The following is a 17831-nucleotide window of genomic DNA, read 5'->3' as shown; positions in this document are numbered from 1 at the left end:
CCTGGTGCTACACCATTAGCCATGAACGATTTCCGCCTGCAATCCGACGCTTTGATCATCGGTTCCGGCATCGCCGGTTCCGTGGCCGCCCTCACCCTGGCCGACCAGGGGCGCGACGTCATCCTAATCACTGCCGGGGTCGACCTGAAAACCGGCAACACTTCCCTCGCGCAAGGGGGCATCGTCTACCGCAACGAGCACGACGACCCCAGGATACTGGAAAAAGATATCCTTACCGCGGGCTGGAAACACAACTATTCCCGAGCGGTGCGTTTCATCTCCCGCAAGGGGCCGGTAGTCCTCAAAGAACTCTTCCTCGAAAAATACAAGATACCCTTCAACCAGCGCAAACCGGGCGACTGGTACCTGACCCGCGAGGGCGGCCATTCCCTGGCGCGCATTCTCTACTGCGACGACCACACCGGCCGGAACATCATGGAAGTGCTCTCCAACGCCGTTGAGGAGCACCCCAACATCCGTGTGCTGACCCAGCGCACCGCAATCGACCTCCTGACCACCCAGCACCACGCCCGGCATCTGGACTTCCAGTACAACCTGTCCAACCAATGCGTCGGGGCCTACGTATTCAACGATCAGGTGGGCAAGGTCGAAACCATCCTGTCCAAGTACACCCTGCTGGCCACCGGCGGCATCGGGCAGATTTATCTGCACACCACCAACACCTCGGGGTCCATAGGCTCGGGCCTTGCCATGGCCCATCGCGCCGGGACCCGGCTGATGAACTGTGAATATGTGCAGTTCCACCCCACAGCCCTCTATGGCGGCACCAAACGCGGAGAACGGCGCTTCCTGGTTTCCGAGGCCGTGCGCGGCGAGGGAGCCGTTCTGGTCAACTCACGTGGCGAACGTTTCATGCCCAACCATGATCCCCGCGCGGACCTGGCTCCCCGCGACATCGTCACGCGGGCCATCATGGAAGAGATGCTGAACACGGACGACGACTGCGTCTACCTGGACTGTTCCGGAATCAAGCAGGACGTCACCAAGCGATTCCCGACCATTTCCGAGCGGTGCCGCAAAATGGGCATTAACATGGCCACGGACCCGGTTCCCGTGGTCCCGGCAGCGCACTATTTCTGCGGCGGCATCCTGGTGGACAACAGAGCGCGCACCACTCTGGACCACCTCTACGCGGCAGGCGAATGCAGCTGCACCGGCGTTCACGGCGCCAACCGGCTGGCCAGCACCTCGCTCCTGGAAGGAATGCTCTGGGGGCATTCGGCCGGACAGGACATGGCCATGCGCCTCAACCGGAGTTCCAGCCTGCCCCGCAAGCTCCTCGACGCCATTCCGGACTGGGTTCCCCACGGCATCCACGACGAGGACCCTGCGCTCATCGCGCAGGACTGGTCCAACATCCGCAACACCATGTGGAACTACGTGGGCGTCACCCGCACGAGCAATCGCCTGAACCGCGCCTATGTGGACCTGCACAAGCTGACCAAGAACCTTCAGGATTTCTATCGCGAGACGGAATTGAGCAAATCCATCATCGATCTCTTCCACGGTTCCCAGACGGCCTACATCATTACCCAGGCCGCCCTGCGCAACCAGAAAACAGTAGGATGCCACCACCGCATCGACTAGGCTGCCCAAGTCCCATCAACGGCTCATACGGCCCGCGCCGTCCCCCCGGGGATGGCGCGGGCCTCTTCTTCGGTATAGGCTCAGAAAAACATGACGAGGTCTCCAATGCACATATCGAAATCCCCATCCAACAACTTCTTTTCCCGCTTCTTTTTACTTTTCCTGGCCGCATTTTCCATCCTGTCGACAGGATGCTCCGCCCCATCCGGCGAGAGCAACAACATATTATCGAAACAAGCCGAATCCGCCGGGAAACCCGCGTACAGCAACGAGTCTGGAAAAAGTCTAGAGAAAATTGAGACATTCAGAGGGCTACTTGCGGCTCAGGACAACGGCCTTGTCCTGACCCTTTGCGGAGGACAGATCGCCCTGCCCGTCCGGGATGAAACAAAAGGCCGACTGCAAGCGGCCATGAAGCTGTTCTCGCCGGATTCGAAAGGTCCCATCTTCACTGAAATCCTCGGAACCTCAGCCCCTTCCTCCGTGGGCCTGACCGCCTGGGAACTCCTCCATGCCTCGGCCGTTGGGGAAAGCTGGGGATGCCGCGAACGGTTCGGCGAATTCTCTTTCAAGGCCATGGGCAATGAACCCGGTTGGACCATGAGGGTCACGCCGGGAACGCTTTCACTGACCACGATGGACTCCCCCGAACCGCGCCGTTTCACCGGCGTCTCGACCACGCGATCCGGGGACGACGCCGTATTCACGGGCGACAACGTCAGCCTGACCCTGACCCGCGGCGTCTGCATGGACACCATGAGCGGAGAACAGTTCGGCTGGCAGGCCGAGGCCGTGGTGGACGGCGCGGCCTACAAAGGGTGCGCGGTCAAGGGCGATCTGTAGCCGCCGCTACTTGCGCCAGAATTCGGGCACGAAGAGAATGATGACGGTATAGATTTCCAGACGGCCCAGGACCATGCAAAAGGTCAGGACCCACTTGGCCGCGTCCGGCATCCAGGCGAAATTGTCCGTCGGCCCCACTCCGCCGATGCCGGGACCGATATTTCCGATGCACGCCAGGGACGCGGCCAGGGATGTGACCACGTCCACGCCGGTGGCGGCGACCACGAAGGCGGCCAGAATCAAGAGACCCACCCAAAGGAAGGCGAAGCCCCAGACGCCTCTGATGACGTCATCCTTGACCACGGTATGGCCCATCTTCACGTGACTCACGGAACGGGGATGAATGAGCCGGAAAAGCTCCTGGTAGGACTGCTTGAACAGCAGCATGATACGCATGACCTTCATGCCGCCGCCCGTGGACCCCGCACAACCGCCCACAAACATGCATAGCAGCAGGATGGCCTGGGCCAATCCTGGCCACAGTTCATAGTCAGCCGTGGCGAATCCCGTGGTGGTCAGAATGGAGGCCACCTGGAACGAAGTGTAGCGCACCGCATCGGCCGGGTTGTCGTAGTTGCCGGAGATGAGCACAGCCGTTGTCAAAATAACGATGAAAACCAGCACCATGCACGCAAAGACACGGAATTCCGGGTCCTTGAGCATGGCCGAGGGCTTCCACTTGAGCATCAGGTAGTGCAGGGAAAAGTTCACGCCCGCAATAAGCATGAATATGGTGATGACATAGTCGATGTAGGCACTGTCGAATCCGGCCACAGAAGCGTTCTTGGTGGAGAATCCGCCTGTGGCCATGGTTCCGAAGGTGTGGCAAAGGGCGTCGAAGAAATCCATGCCGCCGAACATGAGCAACACGGTTTCGAGCGCGCTGAACAGAACGTAGACCTTCCAGAGGGTCATGGCCGTGTCTTTGATGCGCGGCTTGAGCTTGTCCGGCGACGGTCCGGGCACCTCGGCCCTGTAGAGCTGCATTCCGCCCACGCCCAAAAACGGCAGGATGGCCAGGGAAAGAACGATGATGCCCATGCCGCCGAGCCAATGGGTCAGGCTGCGCCAGAAAAGCAGGCCGCGCGGCACGGACTCAATGTCGGCGAGCACGGACGACCCGGTGGTGCTGAACCCCGACAGGGACTCGAAAACGCAATCCACGACCGACTCGAAAATCCCGCCCAAATAAAACGGAAGTCCTCCGAAGGCTCCGGCGGCGAACCAGCCGAGCGCCACGATGGCCATGCCTTCGCGGTGGGTCATGATAGAAGTCTTGTGCGAGCTGTGACGGAAAATCAGAAAGGCCGTTCCACCCACAAAGACCGTAATGGCCATCGACATGCCCAAGGGAGCGGCCGTGCCGTCGCCATAGTAAAGCCCCCACGCCAAAGGCAGGGCCATGGTCAGTCCGACACAGGCCACCAACGCCCCGATGACGTGCAGCACATAGCGCCAACGCATTTAGAAGAACTCCACCTTTGTGGTCAGGACTCGCTCCACCTTGGGAATGTTCTGGCGAGTGGAGATGATTATGAGACGGTCATTGGGCTGAACCACGCTATCGCCGCGGGGAATGACAACCTCGTCGCCGCGCTGAAAACAAAGAACCAGGCTTCCTCTGGGAAAACCGAGATCCCGGACGGCCTTGCCCACGATGGGGGAATCCTCCAGGGCCACGGCCTCCAGCGCTTCCGCCTCTTCGCCCTTGATGGAAACCGAGGAAATGATCTTTCCGCGCCGGATGTAATGCAGCAATGAGTTGATGGCCGACAGCCTGGGGCAGACCACGTAGTCGATGCCGATAGGCTCGATAAGCGGCATATATCCAAAATTGTTGACGCGCGTGACGGTGCGCCGGGCTCCGAGACTCTTGGCCAGCAAGCAGGAAAGGATGTTGGTCTCCTCGTCGCCGGTCACGGCGATGACCATGTCCATGTCCTGGATGTTCTCTTCGCGCAGGATTTCCTGATCCGTGGAGTCGCCCATGAGCACGATGGGCCGATCCAGATGCTCGGAGAGATATTCGCACCGCTTCTGCTGATTTTCGAGCAGCCGGGTGTGGTAGTACTTGTTGTCCAACGCCTTGGCCAGACGGAAGCCGATGTTGCCGCCGCCGATAATCAGGACCTTGCGAACCGGGTCGTCGGCCACGCCCAGCCGGGCCATGATTTCATCCTGGTCGCGGATGTCGCAGACGAAATAGACCAGATCGCCGGGCTTGAGCACATCGAGTCCGCCGGGGATGATGAGCTGGTCGTTGCGGACTATGGCCGCTATGACCAATCGCAGATCGTCGCCGATCTTGTCGCGCAGATGAATGAGCTGGCTACCCATGATCGGGCTGTGGTCAGGCAGATGGATGCCGATGAGACGGATCTTGCCGCCCGCAAATTCGTTGATCTCCACCGCCCCCGGCACACTCATGAGCCGAAGCACCGAGTTCACCACCTCTTCGTCGGGGTTGATGATCTTGGTGATGTTGGCCCCCCGCTCCGTGAGCAGATGACCGTAATCCGTATACATCTCGCTACGGATGCGGGCGAGCTTGGTCACGCCCTGGCTGAGCATACTCGCATAGTAGCAACTGATAATGTTGATCTCGTCCGAGTCGGTCACGGCCAAAAAGATGTCGGCCTCGGCGACACCCGCCTCGGCCAGAATCCTGGGGCTGGAACCCGAGCCCTTGATAGTCTGGACGTCCGAACTCTCGGCGACCTTGCGCAGCGCCTCGTCGCTGGTATCCACGACCACGACTTCCTTGTTCTCCACGGCCAGCCGCTGCGCGAGGTGATAGCCGACCTCGCCGGCACCGATGATGATGACCCGCAAATGATGCTCCTTAATTGAGTGAAAACAACATATGTTTACCCGTGTTTTCACGCCAGCGCAACATTGCGGCAAGCAGTCCGAATCAATAATATCCGACCGTTAAGAAACAGCTAACGGTCGCGAAAAACCGCGTCCCGCCGCCATTTTCCAAGGATTGAATCAAAGGATCGCCGCTCTTGCGGCGTCGAAGCCGACCCGTTCCATGAACCGGGCGGTCCGTTCCTTTTTCTTTGCATTTTCCACGTAAAAGGCCAGAACCTTGCCAATAACCGCGAACGCTTCCTCTTCGGAAACGTTCTCAGCCAGGACATCACCCTGCCGCACACGCCGCCCGCTGTTACCGCCGAAAGCCACCGTCCAGCCCCGTTTGCCGCCGAAAAGGCCCACATCGCGGACCATGGGTTCAGCGCAACACATGGGGCATCCGGACACGCTCGCCTTGAGCTTGGCGGGAAACTCAAAAGCGGCCAGCACCTTCTCCAATCGATCCGCCATGGCCGTGGAGTCCTGCAAGCCGCGCCTGCACCCGGCCGCTCCGGGGCAGGCTTGGACCGGGCAAGCGCATGGATCGCCCACTGCCCCGACGGCCTCGACCACCCCTCGCAGAGCGGATTCGGGCACGCCGTCGATCATCAAACGCTGGTTCGCGGCCAGCCGTACCCCGCCCAAACCGAATTGCCGCACAGCGCGGTTGACGGCGTCCAGAAGCTCGGCGTCGAGCCGTCCCATACGGATACGCGGTACGACCGTGTAGGAGCCGTCCTTGCGTTGCCGCACCGCCCCTTCGGGCAATTGCTCCAAGTATTCCTTAATATTCACAGCAATTTTCTCCTCCCCGCGTCCTGAAGGGCGCATCAGATGGGCGGTGCGATATGCACCAGCACGCGCATGTCGGTGACGGCGCGGACCCCATGGGGTTCGGCGATCTGCGAAACGAGCACATCGCCGGGCCGGGCGGGCATGGACACGCCGTCCGCGCCCAGGAACTCGCCTTCCCCTTCGAGAACGGTCAAGGTCAACTCCCCTTCCAGGTCGTGAGAATGAACGGGCAGTGTCTGCCCGGCTCTGAAGTTGAAATTGATGACCTTCACGAATTCGGACTCATGGGCCAAGTAATTGGAAAAGGTCAGGTCCTTGAAGCCATGAACGTCAAACAGCTCTATCTTCTTCATGACGGTTCTCCTTATCGTTAATCGAAATGCAACGCCACGGTTTCCAGTATGTCGCCGGTGCGGCGCACGATTACGCGCCTGGCCGACACATCCTTACCCGCCCGCCTGACGGCTTCGCCCAAAATAGCGCTCATGGACGAACAGCACGGCACCTCCATCTCCATGACGGTGATGGAATTGAGGTCGTTTTCCCTTATTATTCCTGCCAGCTTATCCACGTATTCCATCTGGTTGTCGAACTTGGGGCACCCCATGAGAACCACCCGGCCCGAGACGAACTCACTGTGGTAGGAAGGCATGGCCACCGGCACGCAGTCAGCGGTCAGGAGCAGATCGGCGTTCTTCAAAAACGGCGCGTTGTGCGGCACGAGCCGAAGCTGCACGGGCCAATGGGACAGAGCCGAGCCCGCGTCCTGAGCCGACGGAACGTTGGCCCTGCCGCACGGGGTCAAGCTCTGAAGCGACGCGCCAGGGCATCCGCCCGTCTTCGGCGCGGAAGACGCAAGACGCAGGCTCTCGGGATCGGGCATGTGGTCCGGGACCTCGCGGCCCTGGGCGCGAAGATGCTCGGCCACGGCCGAGGGATCGAAGTCGGCGGCTTCGCGGACCTCCACCTTGAGCGCGCCGGTGGGACAATCTCCCAAACATGCGCCCAGACCGTCGCAGTAGATTTCCTTGACCAGCTTTGCCTTGCCATCGACGATGGCCAACGCGCCCTCTGCGCAGGCCGGGACGCACTGTCCGCAGCCGTTGCACAGTTCCTTATTGATGGTAATCATCTTGCGCTGATGAATCATTTTTCTATCCTCTCGTTTTTTTCGATATGTTCAAATTCTGGCCACACCGAGAAAGACGGCATGGAGACTGACGGCCAGGACAATAAACGCGGTCCTGGCCGTCCTTTTGGAAAGACCGGGAAAAGCGTAGCCTATCTGGTTGTCGGAGCAGGCGGACACGCAGTCGCCGCACAGGGTGCAGGAAAGAGCGGGCCGTCCCAAGGCCAGCCTCTCGCCGTCGAGAGCGCCGTATCGGCACCGGGGGACGCACGCCCCGCACTGGATGCAATCCGCGCCGATGCGAATGCGCCAAGGCGAGACGCGGCCCAAGATATTGCCCACGAGTCCAATGGGACAAAATTCGGCACAGTGGACCATCATCCCCCGCTTACGGGAAAAATAAAGCATGACTCCCACGCCGACGAGGCCGAAGGCGGCCCCGAAGAGGACCGCACTCACCCCGGGCAACCCGAGAACGCGCAGTCCCCAGGCCGCCCCCACGGTCAGGAGCAGAGTCGTTCCACGGCCCCACAGGCTCAGCCTGCGCGATGCCCTGACGGCTACGGGCCGAGCCTTCAAGCGGCTCAAGGCGTCATCCCATGCCCCGATATAGCAAAGATGGCTGCACCAGGCCGGGCCGACCAGGACCAGCGTGACGCCGAACAGGACAAGCATGAAGAACCCGCCGCCGCGAAAGACCGGACCGGCGGCGATCATGGCCGGGACCGGAAGATGCAGAGTCCCGGTCATGAGCATACGATCCATGCCCAAAAGCCCCAGAGCCAGTTGCAGGAAGAACAATGCCGAAAACAAACCCCAGATGCGCGGCCGAAAGCGTCGGTGGCCCAACGGGGTCCTCATATGCGAGCCTACCCACTGGGCGTAGAAACCGAGCAGGAATATCTCACTCCACCCCCAACCCGGCAGATAGCGGTCAGCCAGCAGTATGGGGAACCCTACCTTGTTGCGGGCAAAGGCCAGGCAGGCAATCGTAAGCGAAAACATGGCCGCGCGCGGCCAGGCCCATTCACGGTCACGGTCGAACCAGCCTTCGCTCCGCTCTCCGAGCAGGGACGCCATGGCCAGCCCATCCAGGAGAATGACCCCGCTCATGATCCCGGCCAGACGCAACCACGGCTGGTCCAGAACCAATCGAATGGAGACGATGTCCACCACGGCCTCGGCCCACACATACCCGCCCCAGAGAAGCGCGGCCACGGCGACCGGGCGCAACCAGGCCTGCCGGGTAAACAGCAACCCGGCAAGCCCCGCCAAGGACGCGGCCAAGCCAAAATTGCCCAGGCGAAGCCAATGAGCTGCAAGCAGCGACAAGGCCAGGACAGGCAGAATCAGTCGGTATCTGTTCACGGGTACGCTCTCCATGGCCCTACCATGGACAATCTTTTTGACGTCAGCCATGACTTAGGTCAAATTATCAGTACCACATGAAAAAACGGAGAAAATGATAATATGGATAAACTGGCGGCCGTGAGAGAAGTGGCCTTCTTCCAGGGATTACCCGAGGAACAACAGGCAAAATTGGCCGAAATCGCCGTGACCAGGCGATACGAAAAAGGCGAGACCCTGTTTCCAGCCGATGTCCCGGCCGACGGATTCTATTCGCTCGTGAACGGACGGGTCAAAGTGTTCCGCACCTCCCCGGCGGGCAAGGAGCAGATTCTACATGTATTCGGTGCAGGCGAGGCCGTCGGAGAAGTCCCGGTCTTCGAAGGCGCGACCTTCCCGGCCCAGTGCGAGGCCGTGGAACCGTGCGAGACCCTCTTCTTCCCGAGAAACGCGTTCCGCGACATCCTGCGCGACGATCCGGACCTGGCCATGCGGATGATGGCCATGCTCTCCCAGAGGTTACGCATACTGGTCAACAAGATCGACGACCTGAGCCTCAAGGAAACCCCGGCCCGAGTGGCCGCCCACCTCCTGCTCCTGCGCTCGTCCACGGACTCCGATACGTTCCGCCTCGACCTGCCAAAGGGACAGATCGCCCTGTACCTCGGGACCATTCAGGAGACATTGTCCCGCATCTTCAAGCGGTTCACCGACGAGGGGCTAATAGAAATCAAGGGACGGGAAATCACCATCCTCGACAGGGAACGACTGCGCGAGCTGGCCGACGAAGGCCGTTAGAAGAAAAAAAGGGAGCCGAAAACCGACTCCCTTTTGTTTTCACGGACGGCGTTCCTAGTGATCGTACTGCTTCGCGTACTCCGCGTCGTTGTACATGCCTTCCCCGTATTCCTTGCGCCCGTAGTCGGCGACAATGCCCTGCCCTTCGGGCGAGGCCAGGAACTTGATAAATTCCACGGCCAGTTCGTGATTGGGCGCGCCCGCGGGCGAAGCCAGGGCGTGATAGGTATTGATGAGCATGGGGTCGCCCCGGAACAGGATCTTGGTGCGGCTCAAATCCTTTTTGCCCATGATCCAGGTGGAACTGTCGGTCATGAAATAGCCGCCCTCGGCATCGGCCCGTTTCAAGGTCGCCATCATGAAATCCTTGGTGACCACGTACCACTTGCCCTCGGGCTGGATACCCGCCTTCTTCCAGATAGCCAATTCCTTCTTGTGGGTTCCGGAGTTGTCGCCCCGGGACAGGAACAATGCCCCGGCCTTGGCGATGCGAGCATAGGCGTCGGCCGCGTCCTTGGCTCCGGCGATACCCGCCGGATCGTTCAGGGGACCGACAATATAAAATTCATTGGAGCCGATCAGGGTACGGTCGACGGCCCATCCATCCGCTACGGCCTGCTTCTCGGCGGCGGGCGCATGGACCATGCAGGCATCCACATCCCCGGCCTTGAGCAGGCTCAGGGATTTACCGGACCCGGCCTTGACCCAACACATGGTCGTCCCATGTTTGGCGTTGAAGGCGTCGGCAAGGGCTTCGAGCAGCCCCAATTCGCCCGGGGAGCCGGTAGCGAGCTTGTAAACGGTCCCGCCGTCGCCATACGTCTGCTTGCACGGAGCGTCACCGGCATGAGCCGTTCCCAGGAGGAGCAGAAACATCAGGGCTGTCAGCAACAATCTCTTCATAATCAACTCCTTAGTGTAGTAAAATGTGATCCACACTAGCATCATCTACTGTGTTCATCAAGACACAATGGCGTTTAGACCGTGTCTATGCCCCGCACAACGCAAAAAGCCCGCCGCACATGAAGTGCGGCGGGCAAAAGAGGTCAGTGCGTAATAAACTATTCCGCGATCTGGTTGATCGCAGCCTGCAGCCGGGAGATGCGGCGCTGAGCCTGACGCGAGTGAATCACGTTCTTGCGAGCGGCGCGGTCCAGGATGGAGCTGGCTTCCTTCAGGGCCTCAAGGGCCTTGGCGGAATCCTTCTCCTCGATGGCAAGACGAACAGCCTTGACGGTGTTCTTGATGCGGGTCTTGGAAATACGGTTGCGGGCGCGACGCTTCAAGCTCTGACGATGCCTTTTCAGGGCAGATTTGTGATTGGCCAAGGTAATTTCTCCTGATCGATTTATTATCGCATTAAAAAGCGTATGTTTTGCAATTCTTCCCGAAGGGAGGGTCTTTTATATGGACTCCAGGCGCGATGTCAAGCCTTTTCTCGTTCCAGTTTAAACCTGGAGCGCATTGAAGTCGGCCAGCCGCGCCAGACGGTCCACCAATGCCTTGAGCAGATTCAGCCTGTTCAGGCGGACGTCCGCGGCATCGCACATGACCATGACGTTATCGAAAAAGCCGTCCACGGTCGGGCGCAGCTCGCCGAGCAGGCCGAACAATCCCTCGAAGTCGTCGCTTTCCCAAAGATCGTCGAACCGCGGAGCCACTTCATCAAGCTTGCTGCCGAAGGCCTTCTCATGCTCGTCCTCGAACAAATCCGGATCGTAGCAGCCGGTCAGGACCTGCCCCGCCTCGTCACCCTGCTTGCGGATGATGTTGGCGGCGCGCTTAAAGGTCAGGACAGACCGTTCGAAATCGGTGGACCGGCTGAACTCGGCAAGAGCTTCGAGCCGGGCCTTGAGGGTGCGAATATCCGTGAATCCGGCCCCCAGGGCGGCGTCGGCCACACGGGTCTCGAATCCGTGTCCGGTAAACAAGGCACGCAGACGCTGGCCGAAGAAATCCATCAGCTTGGTCAGCGCCTCCCCCTGCTCCACCTTCCACTTCACGTCGGAGTACGCCTCCTGAGCGGACTTGAGGAAAGTCTCCAGGTTCACGTCGAGGCCGTGCTCCATGATAATCCGGGCGATACCCAGCGCACAGCGGCGAAGAGCGTACGGATCGTTGGCTCCGGTGGGAACCTTGCCCAGGCCGAAACAACCGGCCAGGGTATCGGCCTTGTCGGCCATGGAAACCAGCGCGCCGGACAGGCTGGACGGAACCGGGGTATCGGGACCGGCAGGCAGATATTGTTCGTATATGCCCTTGGAAATGATCTCTCCGAGGCCCGCGCGTTCGGCGTAGATACCACCCATCTTGCCTTGCAAGCTATCGAACTCGTTGACCATCTCGGACACGAGGTCCGCCTTGGCCAACCGGCCAGCCTGGGCATACTTGCCTATCTCGGCGGGCAGTATGGACTGGGACTCGTCCAGGGCCTCAGCCAGCTTGCGGCACAATATCTCGATACGCCGGGACTTGTCGCCCACGGAGCCGAGCGGGCCGAGGAAGACAACGTTCTCCAGCTTGTCGAGCCAAGTGCCGAACTCGACCTTGCAGTCCGCCTCCCAGAAGAAACGGGCGTCTTCAAGACGTGCCTTAAGGACCCGCTCCCACCCCTTCTTGACCAGGGCAACATCCAGGGGCTCCAGGTTCAGGGTGGTCAGGAAATGCGGCATCAGCTTGCCGTCCGCCCCTTCGACGCCGAAGCTCTTCTGATGCGACTGCATGGAAGTCAGCAGGACCTCGCGCGGCAGCTCCAGGTAAAGCGGATCGATGTCGCCGATGAGCGGCTTGGGGTATTCCACCAGGTTGGCCACCTCGTCCAGCAAGCCGTCATTCCAGACGATCTTGCCACCGAGGGCTTCGGCCAGCCGGTTGCCCTCGGCCACGATGGTCTCCCGGCGCTCGACCGGATCGATGACCACCTTGCACTGGTCGCGGACAATGGAAAAATAGTCGGACGCGGAGTCCACGGAAAACGGACCGGGGCCCATGACCCGGTGTCCGCGCGTCTCGCGGCCCGAGGTCAGATTCTCCACAGCGAAATCGATCACGTCGGAGTCGAGCAGCGCCAACAGCCACCGCAAGGGACGGCCGAACGTGAAATCATACGCGCCCCAGTGCATCTTCTTGGGAAAAGACAGGGACTCGATGCTCTTGATGCAAACCCCGGGCAGAATATCGGCAGTCTTCCCGCCGCCCACGGTCTTCTTGACCGCCAGGTACTCTCCCTTGCCCGTTTCCATCTTAAACAGCGCGTCCTCGGACACGCCCTGGGTCTTGGCGAAGCCCTGCCCCGCCTTGGTCAGGTTGCCGCCGTCGTCATAGGCGATGCGCACCGGAGGCCCGGTGACGGTTTCCTCCTCCTGCAACTGGGTCAAGGCCAGGGAGGGCACATGAGCGACGATGCGGCGCGGAGTCGCATAGCATCTGACGCCATCGTTCTCGACCATGGACTCGGTCAGGGCCTTGGCGAAGGCCTCCTTCAGCTCGGCCGCCAACTTGGGGACGAAGCGGGCGGGCATTTCCTCGGTTCCGATTTCCAGAATGAATTCGGCCATTGTACTTCTCTTGTGTAATCTATTTCGTGACGACGGCGTCGCTTACTTCTTGAGCATGGGGTAGCCCATCTCTTCCCGCTGGTCGGCGTAAAGCCTGGCGATCTTCGAGGCCAGGTTGCGCACACGGCCGATGTAGGTGGCGCGCTCGGTGATGGAGATAGCCCCGCGGGCGTCCAGCAGGTTGAAGGAATGGGAACACTTCAGGCAGTAGTCGTAGGCGGGCCAGGGGAGCCCGGCCTCGCACAGCTTCAGGCATTCGCCCTCGAACTTGTTGAAGAGGTCGAAAAGCATATCCGCGTTGGACAGCTCGAAGTTGTACTTGGACATTTCCACCTCGTTTTGGTGGAAGACGTTGCCGTAGGTGATCTCGTCGTTCCACTTGAGGTCGTAGACCGACTCCTTCTCCTGAAGGTACATGGAAATGCGTTCAAGCCCGTAGGTCAGCTCCACGGACACAGGCTTGAGATCGATACCGCCCACCTGCTGGAAGTAAGTGAACTGAGTGACCTCCATGCCGTTGAGCCAGACTTCCCAGCCAAGCCCCCAGGCACCCAGTGTGGGCGACTCCCAATCGTCCTCCACGAAACGGATGTCGTGGGCGGCCGCATCGATACCGAGCGCGGCGAGGGACTCCAGGTAGAGCTCCTGGACGTTGTCGGGAGACGGTTTCAGAATGACCTGAAACTGGTAGTAGTGCTGCAGCCGGTTGGGGTTCTCGCCGTAACGGCCATCCGTGGGACGGCGGGAAGGCTCCACATAGGCGGTCTTCCACGGCTCGGGGCCGATGACCCGGAAAAAGGTGGAGGGATTGAACGTCCCGGCACCGCATTCGATGTCCATAGGCTGGACCACGGCACACCCGTAACCCGCCCAGAACGCCTGCAATTTCAGTATTACATCCTGAAAATTCATCGTTTGCTCCAACTCATACCTTTTTATACATGCCGCCCTCCCAGGACAGGCCCAGGTGGTAAGCGACGAAAAGTTCGATCAATTGACTGGCCTGGCGACGGACTTCATTGTCCATGGTCACCGTGGCCCAGTCCGACGGCCTGCTATGCTGAATCCAATCCAGAGCGCGCAAAACGCCTGCGGAAATCGGCCGAGCAAGTCCCTCTAACGGTTTCCCGTCCGAAAGACAAGCCCGGCAGGCCACTTGTCCCCGCTCCACGCCGAACCGATGGCCGCACTCGCAGGACAGGGGCCGGCCGCAAACACCGCAAGCAAGAAAGTCGGGAGTGAACCCCATGTCGAAGGCCAATTTGGCCCGGAACAGCCACGGCGTGAAGTCGCTGCTACCACCGCCCGCCTCAAGCATGTGCAGGGTCTCCAGGAGGAGTTCATAGGCCGGTTTGGCGTCGGACGGGTCTATCTCCACCGCTTCCACGAATTTCACGCAGTTGACGGCAAGGCCGGTCCGCACGGGATCGCGGCGGACCCCGGGAAAATTGTGCAGCAGGGTTCCCTCTTCGAGGACCGTATACGTGCCGGTCTTGTTGGTTCCGAAGGTGAAGAGGACGTGGCTCAGAGGATCGAGGCAGCCGACGAAGCGGCGGCGGCTTCGGCTGCCGCCGAAGGCAAATCCGTTGAACACCCCGCGTGACGGGGTCAGCATCCGGACCCAGACGTCGGCCTCCCGGAAACGCCCGGTCTTGAGTACAAGGGCTTTCTCGGTGGCGCTCATGCCGTCAATCCGCGCGATAGGCCAAACGGCCCCGCTACATGCCGAAAGTGATGGTCTGAATGTTTCCCTTGGAGGCGTCCAGGGAATAAGGCTGACCGTTGTAGGTCACGGTCACACCGGCAACGTTGCCGATGCGGATACGGCGCGGGCTGTTGAACATCAACCGCAGGGGCTCGCCCTTGCGCAGGACGAAATCACGATTCATTCTGCCTTCATCGCCGCGCCACACGCCGATCCAGCACCCCTTGTCGGTGGTGGCCCGGATAATCAGAACGTGCTCATACCGAGGCTCGGCGGGCGCGCTTTCCTGGGTAATGGCGGCATCCTCGTCCGGAACCTCGGCTGCGGCCGAGGCTGTGGACGTCACTCCTTGAGAAGGCGCGTCCGAAACGGACTCCGCCCCGGCTGGAACCGGAGCGGACTCGGCAGGAGCCGCGGCGGACTCGACCGCCGGGCTCTGCTCCGCCTCGCCTGTTCCGTCCTGCCCGGGATCGGGCTCGACGGCAGGCGCGCCCTGCTCCTCCGAAGGAGCGATTCCGGGCGCAACCGCGTCAGGCGCAACCGCGTCAGGCGCAATCCCTTCGGGCGCGGCAGGCTGAACGGCTTCCCCTGCGGGGGCCGTGTCGGGCGCGGGGACATCGGGCGTTTCATTTTTATTCAAGTTGAACATCAAGATTCCCGCCGCCCCGGCCAGGGACAACAGGATCAGAATGGTAGGCCATATGGACCGTCTGCGGCGTCCAACGGGCGCGTCGTTGTCCTGGAACGCCTTTTCCGCGTTGGGTTCGACATCATAGGAGATGTCCCCGGCAGAGGGTTGCTCCAACTGATATTCGCGATCCACGACCATGCACAGTTCGTCCGGGTCGAGCTCCAGCAGCCTTGCGTAGCTCTTGATGAATCCCTTGATATACACAGGGTGCGGCAGAGCCGATCGGTCGCCGCTTTCCAGGGCAAGGATGACGACGCGGCTGATCTTGGTGGCGTCCATGACAGCCTTGACGGTCAGCCCCCTTGCCTCGCGTTCGCGCTGCAATGTTTCGCCTAGTTCCTGAAATGTCATTGGGTTACTCCATTATCGGGCTTCAACGAATCATCCATGTAAATGATGACCGAGCTGTTCTTCAATTTCTCGAAATAATCCGTAAACAAGGTTTCCCGTTTCTTCTGCATCAATTCCTTGAAAAGATCGTTACGGACATCCTCAAGCGGGACCATGCGATCCTCGGCTATCTTGACCGGGGAAAGCAGGGCCTCATGTCCCTGAATGGTCAACGGCGTGCTCACGCCGCCCTGGGCCACGCCCTGCAAGGAATCCTTCCATTCATCCGCAAGGTCGTCCCAGCTCAAATCTCCAATGGAACCGCCGGAGTCCTTGCCGGGGCCGACGCTGTACTTGGCCACAGCCTCGGGAAACGTCATCTCGCCATTGGCGATCCGCTCCTTCACTTCCGCGGCGGCCACATCGGACGGCAAAAGGATGATGGCCAACTCGACCATCTTGCCCATGGAATAGTCGTCCTTCCGGTCATCATAGGCTTCCTGGATTTCCGAATCCGTGACAACAACCTTGCTGGTGACCATGTGGCCGATGAGTTCCTGTTTTTCGAGCAGCTTCTTCAGGCGCGCCCGGAATTCCTCCATGGACAGTCCGTCCTGGGCCACCACTTCCTGAAACTCCTCCAAAGTAAGGCCGCGCTCATCCCGCACCCGCTCGATCTCCTTGTCGAGGATTTCGTCGGATACCTGGATGGAAAACTTGTTCACCTCCTGCTGGATGAGAACGTCGTTGACGAGGCCGTCCAGAGCCTTTCTCTTCATTTCCTGCATCTGGGCCTGCTCCCGAGGGGAAAGCTGGCGGTCTTTGATCTGCTTGTAAAGAGGCTTCAACTCCTGATCCAAATCATATTGGGTCACGATGGAGTCGTTGATCTTCACCAAGATGCGGTCCACGACCACATCCTTGGCCCAGGCCGTCAAAGGACACGCCAAGAGCATCGCTCCCAAGAACAAGGAAAAGACTTTTTCCACGCATTCACTCCTTGAATCGCGGGGAGAATCGTCCGTCTCCCGCGGATTGTTGTCGAATCCTAGTCGCTTTGTGCGGACTATGCAATGAACGGGCTCAGATGCCCGTATCCGTGCCGACCTGATCCATGGGGATGGCTTCATCGGCCGGTTCCTGATCGGTCATGCCATCCTGCGGCATGGTCTGCCCGAAATCCCGATCCACAGTGGCTTCCGGTTCCACGATAGCGAAATCCTGGCCTTCGCTCCCGCCGCTCTCAGACTGCGCGGCGGATCCGAGAAGATGCCCGCTGACCTCGATGTCCGCCTTGGCAAGAACGCCGGAAAGCCATTCCTCGAAGGCGTTCTCCAGCTTCTTCTCAAGCAGAGCCTCTTCCACCAGGGGATAAGCCTGGGCCGGGGGCAGCACCTTGGCATCGCTGCGTTCCAGCAGCACCAGGGCCTCGAAACCGAAACGGTCGGTGAACACGTCGCTCGCCTGCCCCGCCTTGAGCCCTGCGAGGGCGTTGCGCCACGGAGCGGACAACCGCCCCTCGCGGACCATGACCTCCCTGGTCTCGACCTCGCCAAAGGAAGTGGCCAGATTCATCTGATCGTGATCCTTGAGATATTTCTCCACGGCCTTGACCACCAGCTCCCGGCTCGGGCCGCGCACCACCAGAATACGCAGGCTTTCGGGCAGGTAAAAATCGGAGATATGGTCTCGGTAGTATTTCTCGGCTTCCTTGTAATCGATCTTGATCTGAGGCCGAAGGACCTGCTGAAAGAACTTTTTCTGCGCGAGATAATAGCGCAACTGCTGCCGCCAGGACTTGAGGTCGATATACTCCTCGACAAGGACCTGCTCGAAGGCACCCTCCGGATAATCGGCGCGCACCGTCTCCTCGGCCTTGCGCAGCTCTTCATCGGTCACGGCCAGATCGCGGCCGGACAGTTCCTGGACCACCAGTTCCTGAACGATAAGATCGGACAGAATTTCGCCGTATTCATTGCGCAGCTTTTCCACGCTGGGCACATAGGCCCCGACGTTGTCCTCCTGGAACTGATCGTGCTGGAATTCAAGCTGACTCAGGTAAATGGGCGCGCCGTTGACGCGTGCCACAATGCCCATATCGTCCGCGTCGCCCGCGCAACCGGCCAGCAGGGCCGCGAAGAGAAACAGAATGACTGCTGTATAACGTCTCAT

Annotated in this window: 17 protein-coding genes; 3 read left to right on the top strand and 14 right to left on the bottom strand. The window is 60.2% G+C overall.

Translation table 11 applies throughout. From position 1 onward, the window contains the following. The first annotated feature begins 21 nt into the window (after positions 1-21). Entirely contained in the window at positions 22-1608 is a 1587-nt protein-coding gene (gene nadB / locus LF599_RS08520) for an L-aspartate oxidase (protein ID WP_279522992.1), read from the top strand. A gap of 105 nt (positions 1609-1713) precedes the next feature. Then, complete coding sequence (locus LF599_RS08515; protein ID WP_279522991.1) at positions 1714-2451, top strand: COG3650 family protein; 738 nt, start codon at positions 1714-1716, stop codon at positions 2449-2451. Between the two features lie 6 nt (positions 2452-2457). Here LF599_RS08515 and LF599_RS08510 read toward each other — a convergent pair whose 3' ends face one another. From LF599_RS08510 to LF599_RS08485, 6 genes are all read right to left on the bottom strand, one after another. Then, the gene (locus LF599_RS08510; RefSeq protein ID WP_269943232.1) at positions 2458-3915 is read right to left on the bottom strand and encodes a TrkH family potassium uptake protein; all 1458 of its coding nucleotides are present in this window, start codon (positions 3913-3915) and stop codon (positions 2458-2460) included. Further along, positions 3916-5283, bottom strand: coding sequence for a Trk system potassium transporter TrkA (trkA, locus tag LF599_RS08505; RefSeq protein ID WP_279522990.1), 1368 nt, complete (start codon positions 5281-5283; stop codon positions 3916-3918). It lies immediately after the preceding gene. Positions 5284-5442: 159 nt separating this feature from the next. Beyond that, complete coding sequence (locus LF599_RS08500) at positions 5443-6102, bottom strand: nitrite/sulfite reductase domain-containing protein (protein ID WP_279522989.1); 660 nt, start codon at positions 6100-6102, stop codon at positions 5443-5445. Between the two features lie 35 nt (positions 6103-6137). Then, positions 6138-6455: a cupin domain-containing protein gene (locus LF599_RS08495; protein WP_279522988.1), complete on the bottom strand. Its 318-nt coding sequence runs from the start codon at positions 6453-6455 to the stop codon at positions 6138-6140. A 17-nt stretch (positions 6456-6472) separates the two neighbouring features. Next, positions 6473-7252, bottom strand: a complete 780-nt coding sequence (locus LF599_RS08490) for an ATP-binding protein (RefSeq protein ID WP_279522987.1) — start codon at positions 7250-7252, stop codon at positions 6473-6475. 30 nt (positions 7253-7282) lie between these two features. Further along, entirely contained in the window at positions 7283-8599 is a 1317-nt protein-coding gene (locus LF599_RS08485; RefSeq protein WP_279522986.1) for a 4Fe-4S binding protein, read from the bottom strand. 102 nt (positions 8600-8701) lie between these two features. Between LF599_RS08485 and LF599_RS08480 the strand changes: the two genes are divergently transcribed. Beyond that, positions 8702-9376, top strand: coding sequence for a Crp/Fnr family transcriptional regulator (locus LF599_RS08480; protein WP_269943230.1), 675 nt, complete (start codon positions 8702-8704; stop codon positions 9374-9376). A 54-nt stretch (positions 9377-9430) separates the two neighbouring features. Here LF599_RS08480 and LF599_RS08475 read toward each other — a convergent pair whose 3' ends face one another. The 8 genes from LF599_RS08475 to LF599_RS08440 all read right to left on the bottom strand — a co-directional run bounded on the left by LF599_RS08475 (position 9431) and on the right by LF599_RS08440 (position 17831). Next, a complete protein-coding gene (locus tag LF599_RS08475) occupies positions 9431-10279 on the bottom strand; it encodes a substrate-binding domain-containing protein (RefSeq protein ID WP_279522985.1) in 849 nt (282 codons plus the stop codon). A 158-nt stretch (positions 10280-10437) separates the two neighbouring features. Beyond that, complete coding sequence (rpsT, locus tag LF599_RS08470) at positions 10438-10704, bottom strand: 30S ribosomal protein S20 (protein ID WP_269943227.1); 267 nt, start codon at positions 10702-10704, stop codon at positions 10438-10440. 120 nt (positions 10705-10824) lie between these two features. Next, positions 10825-12933: a glycine--tRNA ligase subunit beta gene (glyS, locus tag LF599_RS08465; protein ID WP_279522984.1), complete on the bottom strand. Its 2109-nt coding sequence runs from the start codon at positions 12931-12933 to the stop codon at positions 10825-10827. 42 nt (positions 12934-12975) lie between these two features. Beyond that, on the bottom strand, positions 12976-13845 hold the full coding sequence (gene glyQ, locus LF599_RS08460) for a glycine--tRNA ligase subunit alpha (RefSeq protein ID WP_279522983.1): 870 nt from the start codon (positions 13843-13845) through the stop codon (positions 12976-12978). A gap of 13 nt (positions 13846-13858) precedes the next feature. Further along, positions 13859-14617, bottom strand: coding sequence for a DNA repair protein RecO (recO, locus tag LF599_RS08455; RefSeq protein WP_279522982.1), 759 nt, complete (start codon positions 14615-14617; stop codon positions 13859-13861). A gap of 34 nt (positions 14618-14651) precedes the next feature. Continuing rightward, positions 14652-15680: a helix-turn-helix domain-containing protein gene (locus LF599_RS08450; RefSeq protein WP_279522981.1), complete on the bottom strand. Its 1029-nt coding sequence runs from the start codon at positions 15678-15680 to the stop codon at positions 14652-14654. Continuing rightward, the gene (locus LF599_RS08445) at positions 15677-16648 is read right to left on the bottom strand and encodes a SurA N-terminal domain-containing protein (protein ID WP_279522980.1); all 972 of its coding nucleotides are present in this window, start codon (positions 16646-16648) and stop codon (positions 15677-15679) included. The genes LF599_RS08450 and LF599_RS08445 overlap by 4 nt, the downstream gene beginning before the upstream one ends. Before the next feature lie 94 nt (positions 16649-16742). Then, positions 16743-17831, bottom strand: coding sequence for a peptidylprolyl isomerase (locus LF599_RS08440; protein WP_269943222.1), 1089 nt, complete (start codon positions 17829-17831; stop codon positions 16743-16745).

The organism is Pseudodesulfovibrio thermohalotolerans (assembly GCF_021353295.2).
Taxonomy (GTDB): domain Bacteria; phylum Desulfobacterota; class Desulfovibrionia; order Desulfovibrionales; family Desulfovibrionaceae; genus Pseudodesulfovibrio; species Pseudodesulfovibrio thermohalotolerans.
This window is presented reverse-complemented; position numbering and strand designations above follow the sequence as displayed.

What these genes read in the sequence shown, in the direction of transcription:
- LF599_RS08490 (WP_279522987.1), bottom strand. Translation starts at nt 7,252, where the DNA reads ATGATTCATCAGCGCAAGATGATTACCATCAATAAGGAACTGTGCAAC.
- LF599_RS08440 (WP_269943222.1), bottom strand. Translation starts at nt 17,831, where the DNA reads ATGAGACGTTATACAGCAGTCATTCTGTTTCTCTTCGCGGCCCTGCTG.
- nadB (WP_279522992.1), top strand. Translation starts at nt 22, where the DNA reads ATGAACGATTTCCGCCTGCAATCCGACGCTTTGATCATCGGTTCCGGC.
- LF599_RS08510 (WP_269943232.1), bottom strand. Translation starts at nt 3,915, where the DNA reads ATGCGTTGGCGCTATGTGCTGCACGTCATCGGGGCGTTGGTGGCCTGT.
- LF599_RS08515 (WP_279522991.1), top strand. Translation starts at nt 1,714, where the DNA reads ATGCACATATCGAAATCCCCATCCAACAACTTCTTTTCCCGCTTCTTT.
- glyS (WP_279522984.1), bottom strand. Translation starts at nt 12,933, where the DNA reads ATGGCCGAATTCATTCTGGAAATCGGAACCGAGGAAATGCCCGCCCGC.
- recO (WP_279522982.1), bottom strand. Translation starts at nt 14,617, where the DNA reads ATGAGCGCCACCGAGAAAGCCCTTGTACTCAAGACCGGGCGTTTCCGG.
- LF599_RS08475 (WP_279522985.1), bottom strand. Translation starts at nt 10,279, where the DNA reads ATGAAGAGATTGTTGCTGACAGCCCTGATGTTTCTGCTCCTCCTGGGA.
- LF599_RS08495 (WP_279522988.1), bottom strand. Translation starts at nt 6,455, where the DNA reads ATGAAGAAGATAGAGCTGTTTGACGTTCATGGCTTCAAGGACCTGACC.
- LF599_RS08450 (WP_279522981.1), bottom strand. Translation starts at nt 15,680, where the DNA reads ATGACATTTCAGGAACTAGGCGAAACATTGCAGCGCGAACGCGAGGCA.
- glyQ (WP_279522983.1), bottom strand. Translation starts at nt 13,845, where the DNA reads ATGAATTTTCAGGATGTAATACTGAAATTGCAGGCGTTCTGGGCGGGT.
- LF599_RS08480 (WP_269943230.1), top strand. Translation starts at nt 8,702, where the DNA reads ATGGATAAACTGGCGGCCGTGAGAGAAGTGGCCTTCTTCCAGGGATTA.